Origin of the sequence: Rhodococcus zopfii NBRC 100606 = JCM 9919, assembly GCF_001895025.1 — a bacterium.
GTDB classification, from domain to species: domain Bacteria; phylum Actinomycetota; class Actinomycetes; order Mycobacteriales; family Mycobacteriaceae; genus Rhodococcus; species Rhodococcus zopfii.
In genome coordinates this window covers 132,017-155,313 of sequence record NZ_BCXI01000011.1, presented here as the reverse complement: position 1 = coordinate 155,313, position 23,297 = coordinate 132,017, and the positions used below count along the sequence as shown (strand labels likewise).

Genomic DNA, 23,297 nt, shown 5'->3' with positions numbered 1-23,297 from the left:
CGTCTCGGACGCGCCGGGGATGTTCCGGGTCGTTTCCGTCACCGCAGTTCCCTTGCTCGTTGTGCGCGCATCTTCTCCACTTCCGCTTCCATCTCGGGTGTCACCGTGAAGTGCCCGCCCCACTTGTTCAGCGTGCCGGGCGGATAGTCCGGGACCGGCAGGATCTGCCGCAGCAACCGTTCGGGCAGGCCGCGGCGCTGCCATTCGCGGGGATAGCCGAGCGACACCTCCTCGAACCGCACCCCGTCGTAATAGGTGGTGCGCGGGATGTGCAGGTGCCCGTACACCGAACACAGCGCCCGGTAGCGCAGATGCCAGTCGGCGGTGTCGGTGGTGCCGCACCACAGCGCAAACTCCGGGTAGAAGAGCATCCGGGTGGGCTCGCGCACCAGCGGGAAATGGTTGATCAGCACCGTCGGCAATGCCGGATCCAGCGTGTCGAGACGCTCGCGGGTCCGGTCCAGACGAGCCTTGCACCAGGCGTCGCGGGTGAGGTACGGGTCGGGTGCGAGCAGGAATTCGTCCGTCGCGACGACATTGCGGTCCCGCGCCAGCGCAAGCCCGTCGGCCTTCGTCGTGGTGCCCTCGGGCAGGAACGAGTAGTCGTAGAGCAGGAACATCGGGACGAGCACCATCGGTCCCCCATCGCCCTCCCACACCGGGAACGGGTCTTCCGGGGTGAGCACGCCGAGCTCCCGGCACATGGTGACCAGATAGTCGTAGCGGGCGACGCCCCGCATCTGCACCGGGTCCTTCGCGGTGGTCCACAGTTCGTGGTTACCGGGAACCCAGATGACCTTCGCGAATCGGCTGCGCAGCAGCTTCAGTGCCCAGCGGATGTCGTCGGTCTTCTCGGCGACGTCACCGGCGAGGATCAGCCAGTCCTCCGGAGATTCCGGGACGATGTCCTCGGTGACGGGCCGGTTGCCCTTGTGTCCGACATGGATGTCGCTGACCGCCCACAGCTTCGCCACCGGCACTATCCTTCCGCTTCCGCTTGGTCGAGGGACCGCACCTGCCGGTCCGCTCCTGTCACCGCCCATCGTCCCGACAGTGTCCGCCATACGACGGCCACCATCCGAAACACGATGAACACCGTAAGTCCCGTCCAGATTCCCGCCAGACCCCAGTCCCACACGAGTGAGCACCAGATGAGCGGCAGGAACCCGAGCAGCGCGGAGAGCAGCGTCGCAGTCCGCAGGAATGCGGCGTCGCCGGCACCGAGCAGCACCCCGTCGAGCGCGAACACCACGCCCGCCGCGGGCATGATCGCCACGAAGAACCACCATGCGACGCCGATCTGGTCGAGTACCGCGTCGTCGCCGGTGAACAGGCCGGGTATCAGGTCGCTGCCGAGCAGGAACAGCAGCGCGAGGACCGCCGCGAAGATCGTCGACCATGCCGTGATCCGCCATGCCAGGCGACGCGCGCCCTCACGGTCGGCGGAGCCCAGCGCCGCCCCGACCAGTGCCTGCGCCGCGATCGCGAGGGAGTCCAGGGTCAACGCCACGAAGTTCCACAGTTGCAGCACCACCTGGTGCGCGGCGACGGCGGCGGCCCCGAAGCGGGCGGCGACCGCGGCGGCCGACAGGAAGCACGCCTGGAAGGCGAGGCTGCGGGCGACGAGGTCGCGCCCGAGGCGCAACTGCGCGCCGATGATCGTGCGCTGCGGTCTCAGCGGCACCCCCGCACGCAGCAGTGCCCGCAAGAACAGCGCCGCCGACACCGTCTGTCCGATCACGTTGGCGACAGCCGACCCGACCAGTTCCCACCTGGGCGCACCGAAGAGGCCGTGGACGAGCACCGGGCACAGCACGGCCGACAGCGCCAGACCGACGATGACGTAGCGCAGGGGTCGCGCGGTGTCCTGGACACCGCGCATCCACCCGTTGCCGGCGAGCGTCACGAGAATCAGCGGGGCACCGAACAGCGCGATGCGCAGCCACGATTCGGCGGCGGCGGCGATGTCGTCGTCGCCGGCGATCAGCTCCGCGACCGGCCCCGCGAACAGTTGTCCGACGAGCAGCACGACCGCCCCGACACCGAGCGCCAACCAGGTGGCCTGCACGCCCTCACCGACGGCGTCGCCGTGGCGGTCGGCGCCGTGGAACCGGGCGGCCCGCGCGGTGGTGCCGTACGACAGGAACGTCAACTGGGTGCTCACCTGCGCCAGGATCAGCCCGCCGACGGCCAGCCCGGCCAGCGGCAGGGCGCCGAGGCGGCCGACGACGGCGATGTCGAACAGCAGATAGAGCGGTTCGGCGGCGAGCACGCCCAGCGCCGGCAGCGCGAGCCGCAGGATCCGCCTCGCCGAAACCACGGTGACGTCCGGCTCAGCCGAGGGCTTCACGCAGTTCCGCCACGATCCGGGCGCGATCGCCGTGGGCGGTGTAGCCGGCGGCGTTACGGTGTCCCCCACCCCCGAGCCGGGACGCGACGAGCGAGACATCGATCTCGTCCTTCGATCGCAGCGACACCGTCCACACTTCCGCGCCGACCTCCTTGAACACGGCGGCGACCTCGGCCTCGGCGGTGGTCCGCACGATGTCGATGACGCTTTCGATCTCCTCGGAACGCAGGTGCGCGGAATCCGCGCGCAGCACGGTCGCGTGGACGAGCCCGCGGCCACCGGCGGCGTCCGGGACGAGCGTCGCGGTCGCGAGCACCGCGGACAGCATCGGCAACCATCCGAACGGGTGGGTGTCGAGCAGTTGCCGGGTGATGCGTGCACCGTCGATCCCCGTCGCCAGGAGCCGCTCGGCGAGCAGATGCGAGCGTGCCCGGCCCCACCGGAAGGATCCGGTGTCGGTGACGAGCCCGGCGAACAGGCAGTGCGCAAGATCCGCGTCGATCTCGACGCCCCACACATCGAAGAGGTCGACGAGGACCGCAGCGGTTGCTTCGGCGTCCGGTTCGATGAGGTTGTGGGTACCGAACCGGGTGTTCGACCGGTGATGGTCGATCACGAGTGTGCGGGCGGCGCCGTGCAGGCGGGGCGCGAGCCGCCCGAGCCGCCCGGCGGTACCGCAGTCCACGGTGACCAGCAGATCGACCGTTTCTCTGACATCCGCTGCGGCTGTCACCAGGTGCAGACCCGGCAACTCCCGCATCGAACCGGGCACGTCGTTCGGCGATCCGAACGCGACCTGCACGGGCACGCCGCGACGTTCGAGCGCCAGACCCAAAGCGAGTCCGCTGCCGAGGGTGTCCGCATCGGGCTGTACGTGGCACAGCACGGTGACGGACGCGGCCGCGGCGAGCAGCTCGACCGCACCGCGGATGTCCACCGCGGTCGCGGCCGGGGTGCTGCCGGAGGAGGTGATGTCGGACATGGCGAGGCTATTCGTCGCCGGCGTCGTCTCGCTCACGAGGTTCCTTGTAGGGATCGGCGTCGCCGGCGGGCAAGGCGCCCTCGCGGGCCTTGGCGACCTCGTCGTCGGCGGCGCGGGCGCGCGCGAGAAGTTCCTCCATGTGCCGGGCGGTGTCCGGCACGGTGTCGGTCACGAAGGTCAGGGTCGGCGTGAACCGCACACCGGTTCCGGCGCCGACCTTGGTCCGGAGCACTCCCTTGGCCTTCTCGAGGCCGGCGGCGGCCGCGGCGAGGTCGGGCTCGGAGTCGAGATCGGCTCCGCGCACGGTGTAGTAGACGGTGGCGTCGTGCAAGTCGGCGGTCACCTTCGCGTCGGTGATCGTGACGAACGCGAGCCGCGGATCCTTGATTTCGTAGTCGATGGCGCTGGCCACGATGTTCGCGATGCGCTTGGCGAGACGACGGGCCCGTGCTGGATCGGCCATGTCAGTCGCTTCCTCTCCCTCGCCGCGGTGCGGCTGTTGTGTCCAGCCGCGGGCGGCTGTTGTGTCCAGCCGCGGGCGGCTGTTGTGTCCAGCCGCGGGCGGCTGTTGTGTCGTGTATGGGTCCGCTCAGTCTTCCGGACCGAAAATTCTTCGTCGGGCCGTGAGCAATTGCAACTCGGGGCGGGCCGCGACGAGGCGTTCGCACCGGTCGAGGATGTCGGTGACATGCCGGGCGTCGGGACCGGCCGACGCAACCCCCAACAGGGCACGACGATGCAGATCCTGATGCCCCGCTTCGGTGGCCGAGACCCCGAACCGGCGCAGCTCCGCGAGGACCGGCCGGACCATCGACCGCTTCCCTTTGAGCGAGTGCACGTCACCGAGCAGCACATCCAGTTCGAGTGCGCCTACGAACACCGGACCTCCTGTCTGAACCGACGGCGGGTACCCCTGCAAAGGGGTGCGTTGACGCGTCGAGGCGGCGGACGATTGCTCGCCCGCCGCCCCGACGGCGATGCCGTCAGTCGCGCGGCTTCTCGCGCAGCTCGTATGCCTCGATCACGTCGCCGACCTTGATGTCGGAGTAGGTGACCGTCATACCGCACTCGTAGCCCTCGCGGACCTCGGTGACGTCGTCCTTCTCGCGGCGCAGCGACGAGATGGTGACGATCTCGGCGACAACGTTGTTGTCGCGGAGCAGCCGTGCCTTCGCGTTGCGCTTGACGATGCCGGACTGCACGAGGCAACCCGCGATGTTGCCGATCTTCGAGGACTTGAAGATGGCGCGGATCTCGGCGCGACCGAGCTCGACCTCTTCGTAGATCGGCTTGAGCATGCCCTTGAGGGCCTTCTCCACCTCGTCGATCGCCTGGTAGATGATCGAGTAGTAGCGGATGTCGACACCCTCGCGGTTCGCCAGCTCCGTCGCCTTGCCTTCGGCACGGACGTTGAAGCCGATGATCACCGCGTTGGAGGCAGCAGCGAGGTTGACATTGGTTTCGGTGACGCCACCGACACCGCGGTCGATGACCCGCAGGCGCACCTCGTCGTCGATCTCGATCCCCATGAGTGCTTCCTCGAGGGCCTCGACGGTACCCGAGTTGTCGCCCTTGAGGATGAGGTTGAGCTCGTTGTGTTCCTTGAGCGCGGCATCGAGATCCTCGAGCGAGATCCGCTTGCGGCTCTTCGCGGCCAGTGCGTTGCGCTTGCGCGCGTTGCGCCGGTCGGCGATCTGCCGGGCGATGCGGTCCTCTTCGACGACGACGAGGTTGTCGCCTGCGCCGGGCACCGACGTGAAGCCGATGACCTGGACCGGCCGCGACGGCAGCGCCTCGAGGACGTCCTCGCCGTGCTCGTCGACCATGCGGCGGACGCGGCCGTATGCGTCGCCGGCGACGATGGAATCGCCGACCCGCAGGGTGCCGCGCTGAACCAGGACGGTGGCAACCGGGCCGCGACCGCGGTCGAGGTGAGCCTCGATCGCGACGCCCTGCGCCTCCATGTCCGGGTTAGCCCGCAGATCGAGCGATGCATCTGCGGTCAGAAGCACGGCCTCGAGCAGCTGGTCGATGTTCAGGCCCTGCTTCGCGGAGATGTCGACGAACATGGTGTCGCCGCCGTACTCCTCGGTGACCAGGCCGTACTCGGTGAGCTGCTGGCGGATCTTCTGGGGGTTCGCACCCTCCTTGTCGATCTTGTTCACCGCGACCACGATCGGCACGTCGGCCGCCTGGGCGTGGTTGATCGCCTCGACCGTCTGCGGCATCACACCGTCGTCGGCGGCGACCACGAGGATCGCGATGTCCGTCGACTTGGCACCGCGGGCACGCATGGCGGTGAACGCCTCGTGGCCCGGGGTGTCGATGAAGGTGATCAGGCGATCTTCACCGTTGAGGTGCGTGAGCACCTGGTAGGCACCGATGTGCTGCGTGATGCCACCGGCCTCTCCCTCGCGGACGTTGGCCTTGCGGATCGTGTCGAGCAGTCGGGTCTTGCCGTGGTCGACGTGACCCATGACGGTCACCACCGGCGGACGCTGCTGCAGGTCCTCCTCGCCGCCCTCGTCCTCGCCGTACTGGATATCGAACGATTCGAGCAGCTCGCGGTCCTCGTCCTCGGGGCTGACGACCTGCACGACGTAGTTCATCTCCGAGCCGAGCAGCTCGAGCGTCTCGTCGTTCACCGACTGAGTGGCCGTGACCATTTCGCCGAGGTTGAACAGCGCCTGGACCAGTGCCGACGGGTTCGCGTCGATCTTCTCCGCGAAGTCGGACAGCGATGCGCCGCGGGCGAGCCGGATGGTCTCGCCGTTGCCGCGGGGCAGCCGGACACCGCCGACTGCCGGTGCCTGCATCGAGTCGTATTCCTGCCGCTTCTGCCGCTTCGACTTGCGGCCGCGACGCGGAGCGCCACCGGGGCGACCGAACGCACCGGCCGTGCCGCCGCGTCCACCGCGACCGGCACCACCGCCGCCGCCACCGGGACGACCCCGGAAGCCACCGGCTGCTCCGGCTCCGGCACCCGCGCCGGTTCCGGTACCGCCACCGGCTCCACCGCCGCGGTAGCCGCCACCGCCACCGGCGGGACGACCGCCCGGCGCGCCGCCGGGACGACCCGGACGACCGGACGGTGCCGGACGTGCCGCACGCTGCGGCATCGCACCGGGGTTCGGGCGCGGAGGCATCGAGCCCGGGGACGGGCGCGGTCCGCCCTGGCCGGGGGCAGGACGCGGTCCGCCGGGGCCGGCGGCCGGGCGCGGGGCACCCTGACCGGGAGCGGGACGGGGCCCACCGGGACCTGCCGCGGGACGACCCTGGCCGGGTGTGGGGCGGGGACCGCCCTGACCCGGACGGGGGGCGCCGGGACGCGGTGCCGGACGCTCCGCGGGAGCGGACGAGTAGGGGTTGTTGCCGACACGCGGCGGCTTCGGGCCGGGACGCGGTCCGCCGGGCTTGGGACCCGGCGCTTGAGTCGGCGCGGGCTGCGCGGCCGGGGCCTGTGCAGCGGGGGCCGGGGCGGCCGGAGCCGGCGCAGCGGGGGCCGGGGCCGAGGCTGCGGGCTTCGGGGCTGCCGGGCGCGGTGCGCCGGGCTTCGGTCCGGACGCGGGACGCGGCGCCGGAGCGGGAGTCTGCGCGGGGGCTGCTGCCGCGGGCTTCGGTGCTGGGGTGGGCGCCGGAGCCGGGGCGGGTGCTGCAGCCGCCGGGGTCGGAGCGGCCGGACGCGGGCCGGGGCGCGGTGCGCCCGGCTTGGGACCGGGAGTCGGGGCTGCCGACGAGCCTTCGCTCGCGGCGTTCCCGAACGATTCACGCAGACGACGTGCGACGGGGGCTTCGACCGTCGACGACGCGGACTTCACGAACTCGCCGAGCTCCTTGAGCCTTTCGAGTACGACCTTGCTTGTGACATCGAGTTCTTTCGCCAACTCGTGCACGCGGGGCTTGCCTGCCACTGCTCTCCTCACTGATGAGGTCGAGCGGCTGGTTGCCCGCACGACCTCGGGTTATCTCCGATGGACGTTCATCGCTGGTGCTTCACGGTGTGCTCATGAGTGTTCGTGCCTGTTCTTCTCAGAGTTCGATGTCACTGCGTTGGTGTCCCTGCTGTCGATCTCACTGCGGTGCTACGCCGAGTGATTCTCCGTCGCCGGACCCGACCAGCTGATCGAGCGCCGCCGTGTCCGGATTTCCGGGCACCCTCAGCGCTCTGCCGAATGCTCGACGCCGCTCCGCCTGACTCAGACATTCCGGTTCGGGGTGCAACCACGCGCCCCGCCCGGGAAGTCTGCGCCCGGGATCAGGGACCAGAACGAAGCGTTTCGGCTCCACTTCTCGTGCGACGACCCTCAGCAGATCGGCAGTCAGCGATCGCTGCCGACACCCGAGACAGGTACGCACCGGACCGGTGCGTTCGCCACGTGACGGAGACAGCTCATGCTGAACCATCGACCACTCTACCGCCGATTCGGCCGGAAGCCCGCATTGCACCGCTACCTGCCTGTCGAAGCAGCGCCCGAGTGACCATCATCACCCGTTGCGGCGTCGCTGCGGATGTCGATCCGCCATCCGGTCAGTCGCGCGGCCAGGCGGGCATTCTGCCCCTCCTTGCCGATAGCGAGAGACAGCTGGAAGTCCGGGACGACCACCCGTGCGGCCCGAGCCTCCGGGTCCACTACGGTGACCGACACCACCTTCGACGGCGACAGGGCGTTACCGACGAATCGCGCCGGATCCTCGTCGTAGTCGATGATGTCGATCTTTTCCTCGCCGAGTTCACGCATCACGTTGCGGACACGCTGACCCATCGGGCCGATGCACGCACCCTTCGCGTTCAGCCCGTGCACCTGCGAGTGCACAGCGATCTTCGACCGGTGTCCGGCCTCACGGGCGACGGCGACGATCTCGACCGATCCGTCGGCGATCTCGGGAACTTCGAGCGCGAACAGCCTGCGCACGAGGTTCGGGTGGGTCCGCGACAACGTGATCTGCGGTCCGCGCTGTCCGCGCGCGACTCCCACGACGTAGCACTTGATGCGATCGCCGTGCTCGTAGGTCTCGCCCGGCACCTGCTCGGCCGGCGGGATCAGCCCCTCGGCGCCGTTGTCGCCACCGATCCGCACGACCACCATGCCGCGGGCGTTCGCGCGGGTGTCGCGCTGAACGACACCGCCGACGATCTCCCCCTCGTGGGTGACGAACTCACCGAAGCGCTGCTCGTGCTCGGCGTCACGGATGCGCTGCATGATGACCTGCCGCGCGGTCGTGGCGGCGATCCGGCCGAAGTCCGCCGGCGTGTCGTCCCATTCGGAGACGAGGTTACCGTCGGTGTCGAACTCCTCGGCCATCACGCGCACGACGCCGGTCTTGCGGTCCAGGTCGATCCGGGCGTGCGGCTGGTGGCCGTCCACGTGCCGGTAGGCGGTGAGCAGGGCGGTCGAAATCGTCTCGATCAACGCGTCGAACGGAATGTTCTTCTCGGATTCGAGCGCCTTCAGCGCCGTGATGTCGATATTCACTTGTCCACCTTCGTCTCGTTCACTTCGTCTTCGTCGTCACTGCCGTCCTCGTCCACCCCGACCGCGTTCTCGTCGATCTCCCCGGCACACACCCGGCCGTCGGGCAGACCGCCGGCGAGCTCGAGCTCCCGTGCGTTCGGCGGGTTGAACTCCACCTCGAGCGTCGCGGCACGCACCTGCGCCAGCGGGACCGCGCGCACCACCGGGCCGTTGCGGTCCGGAACGACGATGCGGATCTCCTCGCCGACGAGTTCGCCGACACGACCGACGAGCGACTCGGTGCCCAGATCCAGGCGGACCTTCCGGCCCTGCGCGCGCCGCCAGTGCCGGTCCAGCGTCAGAGGCCGGCCGATGCCGGGACTGGTCACCTCGAGCATGTACGGCGACTCACCGAAATCCGATACGGCGTCGAATGCCTCCGACACGAGGCGACTCAGCCGAGCCGCCTCGTCCAGGCCGAGGCCTGCGTCGCTGTCGACCATGAGCCGCACAGTGCTGTGTTTGCCCGCCGCCGTGACAACGACGTCCTCGAGGTCGTAACCCTCACGCTCGATCAGATCCGAGACGAGCTCGACAATCCTCTCCGGGGGCGGCACAGGCATGGCGACAAGCTCCTCGTTCAGTTGTGATCGCAGCAGTGGGCGGGCCGGTACGGGGATCGATCCGGCAGGTATCAAGGGTATCGCGCATTTCGGTGTGCCGTGACCAGGCCGGCGTCCGGATCGGATCCCAGGTACTGGCACGATGGTCCGGTGCCCACGCGACCACACCTGCCACTCGTGTCCCGACGAACACTGCTGCGATGGGCCGGTGCCGCGCTCGGCAGCGCGGGCGGGTTCACCGTCGCCGGATGCGCCGCATCCCCCGACGAGGACACCGAACCCGATCCGTTGATCGCACAGGCCCAGCGGGCGCGCACAGACGCCGCCCTCGCCGGTGCCCTCGTCGCGGTGGCACCCGAGCGAGCAGATGCCCTTGCGACGATCGGCGCCGAACGGACCACGCACGCCGCGGCACTCGACGCGGAGGTCGCGCGGTTGGTGGGCGGAACCCCGACGTCCCCGGCCTCCTCGACGGCCGCGCCGCCGCCGGTCGAGGCTCCGTCGGTGGAACTGCTGCGCGAGCGGCTGACCCGTTCCCAGCGCGACGCCGCGGATCTGGCCCGCACCCTGCGTGGCTACCGCGCGGGTCTGCTCGCGTCCGTCAGCGCCGCGTGCGCGACCGAGACGGTGGTGCTGCTGCCGTGAGTTCCCCCGAGCTCGGACCCGAGGAGCAGGCCCTCGTCGACGCCCTGAACGCCGAACACGCCGCTGTGTTCGGATACGGCGTCGTCGCCGCATTCTCCAATCCCGCCCGCGGCGGGGAGGTGTCGGCGGACACCGCCGCGCACCGGGCGCGCCGGGACGCCACGATCGACGCGCTGACGGCGGCGAGCGTCACTCCCCCGGTCGCCGCGCCCGGATACACCGTGCCCTTCCCGGTGACCGACCCGATCTCCGCCGCGCAACTCGCCGTGCAGATCGAGACGGACGTCGCGGTCGCGTGGCGGTCCGTCGTCGAACGAGCCACCGCCGAATCGACCCGGGGAGCCGCGATCGAGGCGCTGACCGAATCGGCCCTGCGTGGCGCGCGGTGGCGCGTGAACCTGGGTGTGGCTCCACCGACCGTCGCCCTGCCCGGCCAGCCCTGACGATCCCGTCGACCGGAAATCAGCACCATAGAACCGAAACGTGTTCTACCGTTCCCGAGGTGGCCAGGACAGGATCAGAACCGACCGCTCAGACGACCGCCGACCGATGCCTCGGGGCCCGGCCGTGAGCCGCGTCGCGCTGGTCACCGGCGCATCGCGCGGGGTGGGCAAGGGCATCGCCCGGACCCTCGGGGACGCCGGATGGACCGTGTACGTGACCGCTCGGGGTCCCGCCACCGGTGAGGCTCCGCTGGCCGCGACCGCCGCCGAGATCACCGCGCGCGGCGGTCGCGGGCACGCCGTGGCCTGCGACCACAGTGACGACGAGGCCATCGAGAGTGTGTTCGCACAGATCGCCGACGAACAGGCCGGCCGGCTCGACCTGCTGGTCAACAACGTCTGGGCCGGCCCGCGCGGATTCGGCGGCTTCGACACACCGTTCTGGGAGCGGCCGCTCGACGACTGGGACAGCCTGATCGGGCTCGGGCTGCGCGCGCACTACGTGGCGTCGAGAGCCGCGGCCCGCCTGATGGTGCCCCGTCGTACCGGCCTGATCGTCAACATCTCGTCGTTCGGCACCCGCAGCCACCTGCATTCGGTGCTGTACGGGATCTCCAAGGCCGGACTCGACAAGATGGCTTCCGACATGGCCGTCGAACTGCGCGAACACGACGTGCACACGGTCTCGTTGTGGCCGGGCATCGTGCGCACCGAGAGGATTGTCGCGAGCGGAATGACCCACATCGCGGGGTTCGCGGTCGCGGACGCGGAGTCACCCGAGTTCATCGGCTCGGTGGTCGTGGCGCTGACCGACGATCCCGAACTGGCCGAGCGCAGCGGGCACACCTTCGTCACTGCCGAACTCGCCCGCGACTACGACCTGACCGACCTGGCCGGAAGCCGCCCACCGTCGCACCGCAGCGCGTTCGGGGGCGGCCCGCTGTTCTGAACCCAGCCCTTTCCCGAGCGAACGGCACATTCCGTCGGACTATGGAGACGAGCGGTACATTCGCTCGGATCGAGGGGACCGAGTCGGAGCGCTAACCGGTCACGAGTGCCAGTGCGAAACCGTCCCAGCCCTTGCTGCCGACCGTCTGCAGAGCGGTCCCGTCGAGTCGCGGTTCGGCGGCGATGACATCGAGCACCTCGCGGCTTGCGCGTACCCTCTCGTCGTCGAGGTCGGCATTCGAGACGGATCCGCCGCGGACGACGTTGTCGACGACGATGACCGTGCCGGGCCGCGACAATTCCAGGGCCGCGCGCAGGTAGCGCGGGTTGTTCTCCTTGTCGGCGTCGATGAACACCAGGTCGAACGGAGCCTGGGACGCGAGGTGCGGCAGCGAGTCCAGCGCGGCACCGACCCGGATGTCGACGATGTCACCGACGCCGGCGCGGTCGAGGTTCGCACGCGCCACCTCGGCGTGGTGCGGTTCGTATTCGAGCGTGATCACGCGACCCGATGAGCCGACGGCGCGGGCGAACCAGATGGTGCTGTAGCCACCGAGGGTGCCGATCTCGAGGATCTTCCGGGCACCGACCGCGCGGGCGAGCAGGTGCAGGAACTTGCCCTGCGGCGCGGAGACGTCGATCGGCGGCAGCCCCTGCTCGCTGTTCGCAGCCAGGGCGCCGTCGAGCGCGTCGTCCGCGCCGATGAGGGTGTCGGTGAGGTAGGCGTCGGTCGTCTGCCACGTCGGATCGCTGTTCATGACCCGAGTCTGCCGTGCCTGCGCCGAGCGAATGTACCGTTCGTCTCCTTCAACCGAGCGAACGATACATTCGCTCGGTTGAAGGAGCGGGATCTGCCGTACCGCGCGCCGGGGATCAGCCGCGGACGGCGGCGAGGATCTCGTCGAGCGCCGACGCGACCGGCACTTCGCGGGATTCGCCGGTGAAGCGGTCGCGCAGTTCGACGTTGCCTTCTGCCCATCCGCGTCCGACGACGACCACGAGGGGCACACCCAGCAGCTCGGAGTCCTTGAACTTCACGCCCGGCGAGGCCTTGCGGTCGTCGAGCAGAACCTCGACGCCGGCCTTGTCGAGATCCGCGGCCAGACCCTCGGCGCCCTCGCGGGCGGCGTCGTCCTTGTTCGCGATGACCAGGTGCACCCCGAACGGTGCGACCTCGGCGGGCCAGCGCAGGCCCTTGTCGTCGTGCTGCTGTTCGGCGATCACCGCGACGAGGCGCGAGACGCCGACGCCGTACGAGCCCATGGTGGGGCGGACCGGCTTTCCGTTCTCGCCGAGCACGTCGACGGCGAACGCGTCGGTGTACTTGCGGCCGAGCTGGAAGACGTGGCCGATCTCGATTCCGCGTGCCGAGACGAGCGCGCCGGCTCCGTCGGGCGACGGGTCGCCGTCGCGGACCTCGGCGGCCTCGATGGTGCCATCGGGAGTGAAGTCGCGGCCGGCGACGAGCCCGAAGACGTGCTTGCCGGATTCGTCGGCACCGGTGATCCAGCTGGTGCCGTCCACCACGCGCGGGTCGACGAGGTAACGAACACCGTTGTCCAGCAATGCCTTCGGGCCGATGTAGCCCTTCACGAGGAAGGGATTGGCGGTGAAGTCGGCGTCGCCGAGCAACTCGACCTCGGCGGGTTCGAGCGAGGCCTCCAGCCGCTTGTCGTCGACTTCCCGGTCACCGGGGATCCCGATGCCGAGCAGTTCCCAGTCGCCGCCGGGCTGCCGGACCTTGACGAGGATGTTCTTGAGGGTCTCGGCGGCGGTGACCTCACGCCCGAGGATCTGCGCGGCGGCGGTGACGAGGGATTCGATGGTCGGGGTGTCCGGGGTGTCGTGCACGACCGCGCCGGGCAGTCCGTCGAACGGGATCGCCTGCGGCGCGAGCGTCTCGACCGCCTCGACGTTCGCGGCGTAACCGGATTCGAGGCAGCGTACGTAGGTGTCCTCGCCCGCGTCGGACTCGGCGAGGAACTCTTCCGACGCGCTGCCGCCCATAGCACCGGACGTCGCGGAGACGATCACGTACTTGACGCCGAGCCGCGCGAAGATCCGCTCGTAGGCGTCACGGTGGGCCTGGTAGGACTGCGTCAGGCCCTCGTCGGTGAGGTCGAAGCTGTAGGAGTCCTTCATGACGAATTCGCGGCCGCGCAGAATGCCGGCGCGGGGACGTTCCTCGTCGCGATACTTCGTCTGGATCTGGTACAGGGTGACCGGGAAGTCCTTGTAGGAGTTGTATTCGCCCTTGACGGTGAGCGCGAACATCTCCTCGTGGGTGGGTCCGAGCAGGTAGTCGCCGCCCTTGCGGTCCTGCAGCCGGAACAGACCGGGCCCGTACTCCGTCCACCGGTTGGTGGTCTCGTAGGGGTCGCGCGGCAGCAGTGCCGGCAGGGAGATCTCCTGCGCGCCGATGCCGTTCATCTCCTCCCGCACGACCCGCTCGACCTGCCGCAGCACCTTCAGGCCCAGTGGCAGCCACGAGTAGACGCCCGGCGCGATGCGCCGCACGTAGCCCGCGCGAACGAGCAGTTTGTGGCTGGCGACCTCGGCGTCGGCCGGGTCGTCGCGAAGCGTGCGAAGGAACAGGTGCGACATGCGGGTGATCACGGAGTGGCAGCCTACCTGCAGGCCTCCGTCCGCCGTCGGTACGGTGTGCGGTTGTGCTGGTGCTTCTGCCCCCTTCCGAAACCAAGTCCGACGGCGGCGACGGCGCGCCCCTCGATCTGGGCGAGCTGTCGATGCCGCAACTCACCGACACGCGCGAAATGCTCGTGCAGGTGCTGGTCGACCTGGCGGCCGACAGCGAGGCGTCGATTCGTGCCCTCGGACTCGGTGCCACGCAGGCCGACGAGATCGAGCGCAACGCCAAGTTGTGGGTGTCGGCGACCCGGCCGGCTCTCGAGCGCTACACCGGGGTGCTGTTCGACGCGCTCGACGCGAAGTCGTTCACCCGCGTGCAGCGGGAGAAGGCGTACCGGCGGATCGCGATGGGGTCGGCTCTGTTCGGGGCGGTCCGGGCGGGCGATCCGATCCCCGCCTACCGGCTGTCGGGCGGTTCGAAGTTGCCCGGATTCCCCACGCTGCCGTCGCTGTGGAAGCCGGAACTGACGGCCGCACTCGCGGCCGAGGCGGACGACGATCTGGTCGTCGACCTGCGGTCGGGGATCTATCAGCAGCTCGGCCCGGTGCCCGCCGCGGTGACCGCGACCGTGCTCACCGAGCAGCCCGACGGCACTCGCAAGGTCGTGAGCCATTTCAACAAGCATCACAAAGGGCTGTTGGCCCGCGCGCTGGTGCGCACCCGCGCGGAACCGTCAGACGTCGATTCCGTGGCTCGGGTCGCATCGAAAGCGGGTCTGCGGGTGGAAGTCGCGTCGCCGACGGAACTCGTCGTTCTCACCTGATGCCCGGCGGGCCGGTGTCCTCCACCGGCACGACACCCGGAGCTCGTTCGTCCCGGCGGACAACTCCGGTCACGACCACGGCGACCGCCTCGGAGCACGACCTCGGCCTGACCGCCTCTGCGACAACGACATCCGGACCCGGACCGGTGGGGACGTTTCGCGGCGACGCCGCTGGAACTGCCGTATAGTTCTGAACCCGACAGCCGACGCGGGAGCGCCCATGGGGAAGAAGTCCAAGGGAAGCAAGGCAGGACACAAGACGGCGGGCAAGAAGTCCGGTGCGCACACCGGTGAGCTGCATCCGCCGCCGATCGGTGGCGCTCTCGATCTGCCACCGATGGGGAACAAGGAGTACCGTCGGCTCCTCAAACCCCTCCACGCCGAACTCGTCGCGATGCAGGAATGGGTCAAGTCCACCGGCGCGAAGGTGTGCATCCTGTTCGAGGGCCGGGACACCGCGGGGAAAGGCGGTGTCATCAAGGCGATCACGGAACGCGTGAGTCCCCGCGTCTTCCGCGTCGTCGCTCTGCCCACCCCGACCGAGCGCGAGAAGTCGCAGATGTACTTCCAGCGGTACATGCCGCACCTGCCCGCGTCCGGTGAGGTCGTCATCTTCGACCGGAGTTGGTACAACCGCGCGGGCGTCGAACCCGTCCTGGGTTTCTGCACCCAGCAGCAGACCGACCAGTTCCTCCAGCTCGTTCCGGCGGTCGAACGCGCGATCCAGGAGTCCGGGATCATCCTGATCAAGTACTGGCTCGAGGTGAGCCAGGAGCAGCAGACACTGCGGCTGCAGAGCCGCATCGACGATCCGCGCAAGATCTGGAAGCTGTCCCCGATGGACCTCGAGTCGTACAGCCGCTGGTACGACTACTCGCGGGCCCGTGACGAGATGTTCCGGCTCACGCACACCGGCTGGTCGCCCTGGCATGTCGCGATCAACGACGACAAGAAGCGCGGCAGGCTCAACATCATCAGCCACCTGCTGAGCCGGGTGCCCTACGAGCCGCTGGAGGTCCCCGACATCACGCTGCCCGACCGGCAGAAACCGGGCGGTTACCGCGATCCCGGTCTGGTCGTCGACTGGATTCCCACCCCCTTCTGACGATCACGTCCCACCGGAGCGAGAGGTTCGAGAGCATGCTCGGTCAACGATCCGCGTCCGGCGACACCCCCGTCCACGACACGCCCGGTGACGCCCGGGCATGGCATGCCATGGACCCCGGGGCAGTGGCTGCGACGTTGTCCACCGACCCCCGGTCCGGCCTGACGGGCGCCGCCGTCGAGGAACGCCGCGCCCGTTACGGCGCCAACGTCATCGCCTCCGAACCCGCACCGTCGATCTGGGCAATCGCGCTGCTGCAGCTCACGGATCCGATGAACGTGATGCTGGTGGCGGTCGTCGTGGTCAGCGTGATCATCGGCGAGATTCCCGTCGCCCTCACCGTCGCGGGTCTGGTGGTGCTCAACGTGGTGCTGGGGACCCGGCAGGAGCTGAAGGCACGGGCCAGCGTGGATGCGTTGGCGAAGATGCAGGTACCGCAGGCCCGGGTGATCCGCGACGGCACCCTCGCCGAGATTCCCTCGACCGGGCTCGTCCCGGGAGACATCGTCAACCTCGAGGCCGGCGACCTGGTGCCCGCGGACGGCCGGATCCTCACCTCCGCCACACTCGAGACCCAGGAAGCGGCGCTGACCGGCGAGAGCGCCCCCGTCGCGAAGGACCAGGCGACGCTCGACGCCGCCGATGTCACGCTCGGCGATCGAAGCAACATGCTGTTCCAGAACACCTCGGTCACCCGTGGTACCGCAACCATGGTGGTGACCGAGACGGGGATGCAGACCCAGATGGGCCGGATCGCGTCGATGCTCTCCGCGGTCGCTCCCAAGAAATCCCCCCTGCAACGCGAGCTGGGTTCGCTGACGAAGGTGCTGGGCATCGTCGCGTGGGGTGCGGTTGCGGTCATCGTGGTGATCGGGCTGCTGCGCGGTCAGAGCGTCACGACGGTTCTGCTTCTGGGCATCTCGATGGCGATCTCCGCGATTCCGACGGGCCTGCCGACATTCGTGCAGTCGATGCTGTCCTACGGGGCCAAACAGCTGGCCGACGCCAAAGCCATCGTCAAGAACCTCAACGATGTCGAGACGCTCGGCGCGACCAGCGCGATCAACTCCGACAAGACCGGCACCCTGACCATGAACCAGATGACGGTGCGGTCCCTGTACTTCCACGGCCGCTGGTTCACCGTCGACGGCGAGGGCTACGCCAAGACCGGGGCGCTTCGGTGCGCCGCCGGCGCGGAGGTGCCGGACTTCACGCGGCTGGCGTACGGGCTGTGCCTCGACAGCGATGCCACCGTGTCCGATGCGGGGGTGGTCGTCGGCGATCCCACCGAAGCGGCGCTGGTGGTGCTGGCCGCGAAGATCGGCGTCGACGCCGAGGCGACCCGGCGCGCGTATCCACGCGTCGCGGAGGTCCCGTTCGATTCGGCATACAAGTTCATGGCGACCTTTCACCACGTGCCGTTGGACGGGAACGACACCTTCGTCGAACTGGTCAAGGGCGGACCGGATGTGGTGCTGGCGCGCTGCGGAGCCGCGTTCACCGAGGCCGGGCCGGTGCCGATGGGCGCGGTGCGCGACGAGATCCTCGCGGCCAACCGCAGCATGTCGGAGAAAGGGCTGCGGGTGTTGGCGTTCGCCACGCGCCTGCTCGACGGCCGGGAGGACGAGGTCGTCGCCGATCCGATGCCGTTCGTCGCGGACCTGACGTTCGTCGGGATGGTCGGCATCATCGATCCGCTGCGGCCCGAGGCGGTCGAGGCCGTGCGCACCGCGCACGCCGCGGGCATCGACGTCCGCATGATCACCGGCGACCATGCGATCACGGCGTCCGCGATCGGCGCCGAACTCGGCCTCGGGCCGGGGGCCATCAGCGGCCCGGAAATCCAGGCGCTGTCCGACGACGAACTCGCCGCGACGCTGCCGGACCTGCACGTCTTCGGGCGAGTCACCCCGCAGGACAAGCTGCGCCTGGCCGAACTCATGCAGCGGGGCGGTGCGATCGTCGCGATGACCGGCGACGCCGTCAACGACGCGGCGGCGCTCAAGCAGGCCGACGTGGGTGTGGCGATGGGGTCCGGCAGCGAGGTCACCAAGCAGGCCGGGAACATGATCCTCACCGACGACAACTTCGGAACCCTGGTCACCGCGATCAGCCTCGGCCGCAGCATCTACGACAAGATCGTCGCGTTCATCCGCTGCCAGATGGCGAAGCTGTTCTCGCTGATCCTGTTGTTCCTGGTCGCGAGCGTGTTCGACATCAACGACGGTGTCGCGCTCACCCCTCTGATGGTGCTGTTCCAGAACTTCTTCGTCACCATGTTCCCGGTCATCGTGATCATGCACGACCCCTCGCCGCCGAACCTGATGAGCAAACCGCCCCGCGACCCGGAGGTGCCGATCACGAACCCGCGGGCCGTGTGGCAGTGGATCTTCTACGGCGCCGTCGAGTTCGCGGTGACGCTGGCCGCGCTGCTCCTCGCGCCCGGGGAGATGAGTTCGACGGTCGCGAACGTGCCGATGACGATGGCGTTCGTGGTCATGTCGCTCGGGTCGATCCTCGGGGGGCTGGTGATGCGGCGCGACCCGGACACCGGCTTCGCGGCGCCGATCCTCGGAGCGGTGAAGATCCTGGTGATCCCGACGGTCATCACGGTGCTCGCCGTCGAACTCGACGTTCTGCAGAGGCTGCTGATGACGACCTCACTGACCGGGGGCCAGTGGCTCGCGTGCATCGGCCTGTCGGTGATCGTCCCGCTCGTGATCGAGGCCGAGAAGGCGAGCCGGCGACGCCGCGCGGCCGGTACGCGGGCGCCGATCACCACCGCAGAGGCGGTCGACCCGGAGCGAGCCCGCGCGGAGTGACAACGGCGAGCGCCCGGAACTCAGACGTTCTGGGCGGCTTTCTCGGCTTCCTGGGCCTGCGCGACCTGCTGCGGGGTGAACCGGATGAACAACGCCGCGACGCCCGTGATCACCGCGCACACAGCGCAGCCGACCAGAGCGAACATATAGCCGTTCCCCTGCGCGGCGAGCTGCGTCTCGGTCATGTCGGCGACCGCACCGGCTGTGCCGCCCATCGACATGGTCCGCGAGGTGGCCATCGCACCGATCACCGCCAGACCGATCGGACCGCCGAGGGTCTGCGCGACCTGGGCGATCGCCGACAGGGGGCCGATCTCATGGGTGCCGACCCCGGCGATCGCGCACAGCGGCAGCGGCACGGACGCCAGGCCCACTCCGAACCCGACGACCAGCACCAGCACGAACAGGGTCGGCAGATACTGCACCGTCCCGTCCATCGTCGACCCGAACAGCAGGCTCACGCTCATGATCACCGCGCCGGTGACCACCAGCCAGCGCGCCTGCACCCGGACGACGAGTTTCGAGGCGACCGCAGCGGCACCGCCGAGACCGAACGCGAACGGCACGAACGCCAGCCCGGCCTGCAGCGGGGTGTAGCCGAGGATGTCCTGCACGAACAGGGCCACGAACGCGGCCAGTGAGAACATCACCGCACCGGCGAAGAAGATCGAGACGAACGTGGCGACCCGGTCGCGGTTACGGAACAGCACGAACGGAAGCAAGGGGTTCTCGGCGCGCCGCTCCACGAGCAGGAACAGCCCGAGGATCACGACACCTCCGATGAGCGCGCCGACCACCAGCGGACTCCCCCAGCCCAGCTCGGGACCTTCGCTCAGACCGAACACCACACCCGTGCAGCCGAGGGTCGCGAGGACCGCGCCGGGCACGTCGAGCGCGAGCCGTTCGGTCGCGGTCTCCCGCAGCACCACGGTCGCGGCGACGACGATGAGCACCCCGATCGGAACGTTGATGAGGAAGATCCAGCGCCAGGACACCTGGGTGAGCGCCCCGCCGAGGATCAGTCCGGCGATCGAGCCGACGCCGGTCATCGCTGCGAACACGGCGATCGCGCGGTTGCGGGCCGGGCCCGGCGCGAAGGTCGTCGCGACCAGGGCGAGTGCGGTCGGTGACGCGATCGCGGCGCCGACGCCCTGCAACGCGCGGGCTGCGATGAGCATGGGCTCGCCGGTCGCGAGACCGCACAGCAGCGACGCCGCGGTGAAGACGGCGACACCGGCAACGAACATGCGTTTGCGGCCGAAGCTGTCGCCCAGCCGGCCACCGAGGAGCATCAGACCGCCGAACGCCAGCGCGTACGACGTGAGCACCCAGTTGCGGCCGGCGTCGGACAGTCCGAGTTCCGCCTGCAACGGCGCGAGCGCAAGATTCGCGACCGTGCCGTCGAGGACGACCATCAATTGCAGGCCGCTGAGGACGAGCATCGCCGCAGCCAGGGCCCGGGCGGTCGTGGAACGGGCGGAGTTCGAGGTGTCCGACACGTCGTCGACGTTACCCAGCATCCGGTTCACCCGGCATCCGCCGTGAGACCGGCGACCGGGCCGATCACGATGATCGCGGGCGGCCGGATCTGTTCGTCGCGCACGCGGGCCGCGACGGTCTGCAGATCGGCGCGCAGCACCCGCTGGGTGCGCCGCGTGCCTTCCTGCACGACCACGACCGGGGTGTCCGCGGGGCGGCCCCCGGCGAGGAGGGCGTCGGCGAACTGTCGGATCCGTTCGACCGCCATGAGCAGCACCAGGGTCCCACGCAACCGTGCGAGTGCAGGCCAGTCGGTCAGCGAATCCGGATGGTCGGGGGCGACGTGCCCGCTGACCACCACGAACTCGTGGGTGACACCGCGATGAGTGACGGGCACATCGGCCGCCGACGGCACCGAGATCGCGCTGGTGATACCGGGGACGACCGTGACCGGAACCCCCGCGGCGGCACACGCCTGGAGTTCCTCGAAACCGCGACCGAACACGTACGGGTCGCCGCCCTTGAGCCGCACCACGAACTTGCCGGCCTTCGCGCGGTCGATCAGGGTTTCGTTGATGGCCTGCTGCGCCATCGCACGGCCGTAGGGCAGCTTGGACGCATCGATGACCTCGACGTGCGGGCCGAGTTCGTCGAGCAGTTCCTGCGGTGCCAGGTGGTCGGCGACGACGACGTCGGCGCGACCGAGCAGGCGGCGACCGCGCACGGTGATCAGGTCCGGGTCACCGGGCCCGCCGCCGACGAGCGCGACCCCGACCGGGGCCGGGGCATCGTCGGCGATGGCGGCTCCCCCGGCGAGGGCATCCCGGATCGAGGTGCGGACCGCCGCGGATCGGCGGTGGTCACCGCTGGCGAGGACACCGATGGACAGGCCGTCGTAGGTCGCGGTGGCCGGGGTGACGGCGCTGCCGTGGCGGGCGTTGTCGGCGCGCACGCAGAAGATGCGATTGCGATCGGCTTCGGCGACGACCGCCGCGTTCGTGTCGGGCTCGTTCGTGCAGGCCACGGCGTACCACGCGCCGTCGAGGTCACCGTCGCGGTAGTCGCGTAGATCCAGGGTGATGTGGCCGGCGGTGGCCATGCTCTCGACCGCGGGCGTCGCCGCGCGGGTGACTACATGCACCGCGGCACCCGAGGCCACGAGCAGTCCGAGCCGCCGCTGCGCGACGGAGCCGCCGCCCACCACGACGACCCGGCGACCGGACAGATTCAGGCCGACGAGGTAGCTGGACTCGTCCGCAGGCGTTGATGTCACCGGGAATCCCCAATTCTGGTTGACGACGTGTCACAGGCCGGACCGCGCCTTGCGGACCGGCCTGTGACGGGGTCGGGTCGTGACAGTCGGATCAGACCGATGCGGGTTCGATCGGGGCGGTGGTCTCCGCCACGGAGGTGACATCGAGCTGCAGCGACTTGGTGCTCCACTGCCACACCTTGTCGAACAGCGCCTGATCGTCGGACAGCTTCGTGCCGAGCGACGGCACCATCTCGTGCAGTTTGCCTTGCCAGCCGGCCCACTGCTGCGGGAAGCACCGCTCGAGCACGTCGAGCATCGCGGGCACCGCGGTCGAGGCGCCCGGGGATGCACCGAGCAGACCGGCGATGGAGCCGTCGCCCGCGCTGACCACGGCGGTACCGAACTCGAGCACGCCACCGGCACCCTTGCGGCGGATCACCTGGACCCGCTGACCGGCGACGATCAGCTCCCAGTCCTCGAGCTTCGCCTCGGGAGCGAACTCGGCGAGGGTGGCGATGCGGTCGCGCGGCGACTGGGTGAGTTCACCGACGAGGTACTTGACGAGGCCGAGTTCGGTCGCGCCGACACCGAGCATCGACATGATGTTGTTCGGCTTGATCGACTTGGGCAGGTCCATGACGCCACCCTGCTTGAGGAACTTCGGGGACCATCCGGCGTAGGGGCCGAACAGCAGGCCCTGCTTACCGCCGATGACGCGGGTGTCCAGGTGCGGAACCGACATCGGGGGCGCACCGACGGCGGCCTTGCCGTACACCTTGGCGCTGTGCTGGGCGATGACATCGGGGTTGGTGCAGCGCAGGAACGCACCCGAGACCGGGAAGCCACCGAAGCCCTTGGCTTCCTTGATGCCGGACTTCTGCAGCAGGTGCAGGGCACCGCCACCGGCGCCGACGAAGACGAACTTCGCGTGCACCGTGCGGGTCTCCCGCGTACGGGTGTTGCGGACCTTGACGATCCAGCTACCGTCGGATTGCTTCGACAGGTTGGTCACCTCGTGACCGAAGAACACCGTGCCGCCGGAGGCGGCGACGTTGTTGACGAGCTGCTTGGTGAGCGCACCGAAGTCGACGTCGGTGCCGGTAGAGGTCCAGTTGACAGCGACCGGGTCGGAGAAGTCACGGCCCTTCGCCATGAGCGGGAGACGCTCGGAGAACAGCTCGGGGCTTTCGGAGTACTCCATGCCCGCGAACAACGGGTGGCCGGCCAGCGCGTCGTAGCGGGCGCGCAGGTACTTCACGTCGTCGGCACCGTGCACGAAGCTGACGTGCGGAATCGGGTTGATGAAGTCCTTGGGATCGGACAGGATCCCGTTGTCGACGGCGTAGGCCCAGAACTGGCGCGAGACCTGGAACTGCTCGTTGACGTTGATCGCCTTGCTGATGTCGACCGTGCCGTCGGCCTTGGCCGGGGTGTAGTTCAGTTCGCACAGCGCGGAGTGGCCGGTACCGGCGTTGTTCCAGGGGTCGCTGCTCTCAGCGGCAGCGGCGTCGAGCCGCTCGAATGCGGTGATCGACCAGTCGGGCTGCAACTGGCGCAGCAGCGCTCCGAGGGTCGCGCTCATGATGCCCGCCCCGATGAGCACTACATCGGTCTTCGCCTCTAACACGTTCTCTGACACTGGAGGATCGACTTCCTTGTCTGTTCGCACACGCCGCCGAATCTCGAGGGATCGCGTCGCGTAAGTGTCCCGTGCACGTCCGTGGTCCCGCTCCACTTCCGATCGGATCACGAACCGGATCTGGGAACCACCACAGCCGC

General features: G+C 69.3%; 20 protein-coding genes. 6 read left to right on the top strand and 14 right to left on the bottom strand.

Annotation, left to right across the window (positions count from 1 at the left end):
- Window positions 1–38: 38 nt before the first annotated feature.
- From RZ1_RS08415 to rimP, 9 genes are all read right to left on the bottom strand, one after another.
- Complete coding sequence (locus RZ1_RS08415; RefSeq protein WP_072811015.1) at window positions 39–983, bottom strand: metallophosphoesterase family protein; 945 nt, start codon at window positions 981–983, stop codon at window positions 39–41.
- A complete protein-coding gene (locus tag RZ1_RS08410; RefSeq protein WP_072810911.1) occupies window positions 980–2,350 on the bottom strand; it encodes an MATE family efflux transporter in 1,371 nt (456 codons plus the stop codon). The genes RZ1_RS08415 and RZ1_RS08410 overlap by 4 nt, the downstream gene beginning before the upstream one ends.
- Window positions 2,334–3,332: a DHH family phosphoesterase gene (locus RZ1_RS08405; protein WP_072810909.1), complete on the bottom strand. Its 999-nt coding sequence runs from the start codon at window positions 3,330–3,332 to the stop codon at window positions 2,334–2,336. The genes RZ1_RS08410 and RZ1_RS08405 overlap by 17 nt, the downstream gene beginning before the upstream one ends.
- Window positions 3,333–3,339: 7 nt before the next feature.
- Window positions 3,340–3,795 (bottom strand): 30S ribosome-binding factor RbfA, encoded by a 456-nt coding sequence (rbfA, locus tag RZ1_RS08400; RefSeq protein WP_072810908.1) that lies wholly within the window; start codon window positions 3,793–3,795, stop codon window positions 3,340–3,342.
- Window positions 3,796–3,921: 126 nt separating this feature from the next.
- Window positions 3,922–4,212 (bottom strand): DUF503 domain-containing protein, encoded by a 291-nt coding sequence (locus RZ1_RS08395; protein ID WP_072810906.1) that lies wholly within the window; start codon window positions 4,210–4,212, stop codon window positions 3,922–3,924.
- A gap of 103 nt (window positions 4,213–4,315) precedes the next feature.
- Complete coding sequence (gene infB, locus RZ1_RS08390; protein ID WP_072810904.1) at window positions 4,316–7,243, bottom strand: translation initiation factor IF-2; 2,928 nt, start codon at window positions 7,241–7,243, stop codon at window positions 4,316–4,318.
- 160 nt (window positions 7,244–7,403) lie between these two features.
- Window positions 7,404–7,736 (bottom strand): YlxR family protein, encoded by a 333-nt coding sequence (locus RZ1_RS08385; protein ID WP_072811012.1) that lies wholly within the window; start codon window positions 7,734–7,736, stop codon window positions 7,404–7,406.
- 44 nt (window positions 7,737–7,780) lie between these two features.
- Window positions 7,781–8,806, bottom strand: coding sequence for a transcription termination factor NusA (gene nusA / locus RZ1_RS08380; protein WP_072810902.1), 1,026 nt, complete (start codon window positions 8,804–8,806; stop codon window positions 7,781–7,783).
- Window positions 8,803–9,408: a ribosome maturation factor RimP gene (gene rimP / locus RZ1_RS08375; RefSeq protein ID WP_072810900.1), complete on the bottom strand. Its 606-nt coding sequence runs from the start codon at window positions 9,406–9,408 to the stop codon at window positions 8,803–8,805. The genes nusA and rimP overlap by 4 nt, the downstream gene beginning before the upstream one ends.
- A 150-nt stretch (window positions 9,409–9,558) precedes the next feature.
- On the opposite strand from rimP, the gene RZ1_RS08370 reads away from it, so the two are divergent.
- The 3 genes from RZ1_RS08370 (at window position 9,559) to RZ1_RS08360 (ending at window position 11,445) form a co-directional block, all read left to right on the top strand.
- Window positions 9,559–10,053, top strand: a complete 495-nt coding sequence (locus RZ1_RS08370; protein WP_072810898.1) for a conserved transmembrane alanine RICH protein — start codon at window positions 9,559–9,561, stop codon at window positions 10,051–10,053.
- Entirely contained in the window at window positions 10,050–10,496 is a 447-nt protein-coding gene (locus RZ1_RS08365) for a ferritin-like domain-containing protein (protein ID WP_072810896.1), read from the top strand. The genes RZ1_RS08370 and RZ1_RS08365 overlap by 4 nt, the downstream gene beginning before the upstream one ends.
- A gap of 106 nt (window positions 10,497–10,602) precedes the next feature.
- A complete protein-coding gene (locus RZ1_RS08360) occupies window positions 10,603–11,445 on the top strand; it encodes an SDR family NAD(P)-dependent oxidoreductase (protein WP_072810894.1) in 843 nt (280 codons plus the stop codon).
- A 91-nt stretch (window positions 11,446–11,536) separates the two neighbouring features.
- Here RZ1_RS08360 and RZ1_RS08355 read toward each other — a convergent pair whose 3' ends face one another.
- Both RZ1_RS08355 and RZ1_RS08350 read right to left on the bottom strand, forming a co-directional pair.
- Window positions 11,537–12,202 carry an O-methyltransferase gene (locus RZ1_RS08355; protein ID WP_072810892.1) on the bottom strand — a complete coding sequence of 222 codons (666 nt, stop codon included), beginning with the start codon at window positions 12,200–12,202 and terminating at the stop codon, window positions 11,537–11,539.
- A 115-nt stretch (window positions 12,203–12,317) separates the two neighbouring features.
- Window positions 12,318–14,060 carry a proline--tRNA ligase gene (locus RZ1_RS08350; RefSeq protein WP_072810891.1) on the bottom strand — a complete coding sequence of 581 codons (1,743 nt, stop codon included), beginning with the start codon at window positions 14,058–14,060 and terminating at the stop codon, window positions 12,318–12,320.
- A gap of 53 nt (window positions 14,061–14,113) precedes the next feature.
- Between RZ1_RS08350 and yaaA the strand changes: the two genes are divergently transcribed.
- The 3 genes from yaaA to RZ1_RS08335 all read left to right on the top strand — a co-directional run bounded on the left by yaaA (window position 14,114) and on the right by RZ1_RS08335 (window position 18,784).
- Window positions 14,114–14,857, top strand: coding sequence for a peroxide stress protein YaaA (gene yaaA, locus RZ1_RS08345; protein WP_072810889.1), 744 nt, complete (start codon window positions 14,114–14,116; stop codon window positions 14,855–14,857).
- A gap of 220 nt (window positions 14,858–15,077) precedes the next feature.
- On the top strand, window positions 15,078–15,962 hold the full coding sequence (gene ppk2, locus RZ1_RS08340; protein WP_072810887.1) for a polyphosphate kinase 2: 885 nt from the start codon (window positions 15,078–15,080) through the stop codon (window positions 15,960–15,962).
- Between the two features lie 110 nt (window positions 15,963–16,072).
- Window positions 16,073–18,784, top strand: coding sequence for a cation-translocating P-type ATPase (locus RZ1_RS08335; protein ID WP_238071700.1), 2,712 nt, complete (start codon window positions 16,073–16,075; stop codon window positions 18,782–18,784).
- Between the two features lie 20 nt (window positions 18,785–18,804).
- Here the strand turns inward: RZ1_RS08335 and RZ1_RS08330 are convergent, their stop codons facing one another.
- The 3 genes from RZ1_RS08330 to mqo form a co-directional block, all read right to left on the bottom strand.
- Entirely contained in the window at window positions 18,805–20,226 is a 1,422-nt protein-coding gene (locus RZ1_RS08330; RefSeq protein WP_238071701.1) for an MFS transporter, read from the bottom strand.
- An 83-nt stretch (window positions 20,227–20,309) separates the two neighbouring features.
- Window positions 20,310–21,536: a uroporphyrinogen-III C-methyltransferase gene (gene cobA / locus RZ1_RS08325; protein WP_072810883.1), complete on the bottom strand. Its 1,227-nt coding sequence runs from the start codon at window positions 21,534–21,536 to the stop codon at window positions 20,310–20,312.
- A gap of 91 nt (window positions 21,537–21,627) precedes the next feature.
- Complete coding sequence (gene mqo / locus RZ1_RS08320; RefSeq protein WP_072810881.1) at window positions 21,628–23,157, bottom strand: malate dehydrogenase (quinone); 1,530 nt, start codon at window positions 23,155–23,157, stop codon at window positions 21,628–21,630.
- Window positions 23,158–23,297 lie beyond the last annotated feature (140 nt).

What these genes read in the sequence shown, in the direction of transcription:
- ppk2 (WP_072810887.1), top strand. Translation starts at nt 15,078, where the DNA reads ATGGGGAAGAAGTCCAAGGGAAGCAAGGCAGGACACAAGACGGCGGGC.
- RZ1_RS08355 (WP_072810892.1), bottom strand. Translation starts at nt 12,202, where the DNA reads ATGAACAGCGATCCGACGTGGCAGACGACCGACGCCTACCTCACCGAC.
- RZ1_RS08360 (WP_072810894.1), top strand. Translation starts at nt 10,603, where the DNA reads ATGCCTCGGGGCCCGGCCGTGAGCCGCGTCGCGCTGGTCACCGGCGCA.
- rbfA (WP_072810908.1), bottom strand. Translation starts at nt 3,795, where the DNA reads ATGGCCGATCCAGCACGGGCCCGTCGTCTCGCCAAGCGCATCGCGAAC.
- RZ1_RS08405 (WP_072810909.1), bottom strand. Translation starts at nt 3,332, where the DNA reads ATGTCCGACATCACCTCCTCCGGCAGCACCCCGGCCGCGACCGCGGTG.
- RZ1_RS08385 (WP_072811012.1), bottom strand. Translation starts at nt 7,736, where the DNA reads ATGGTTCAGCATGAGCTGTCTCCGTCACGTGGCGAACGCACCGGTCCG.
- RZ1_RS08330 (WP_238071701.1), bottom strand. Translation starts at nt 20,226, where the DNA reads ATGCTCGTCCTCAGCGGCCTGCAATTGATGGTCGTCCTCGACGGCACG.
- rimP (WP_072810900.1), bottom strand. Translation starts at nt 9,408, where the DNA reads ATGCCTGTGCCGCCCCCGGAGAGGATTGTCGAGCTCGTCTCGGATCTG.
- RZ1_RS08335 (WP_238071700.1), top strand. Translation starts at nt 16,073, where the DNA reads ATGGACCCCGGGGCAGTGGCTGCGACGTTGTCCACCGACCCCCGGTCC.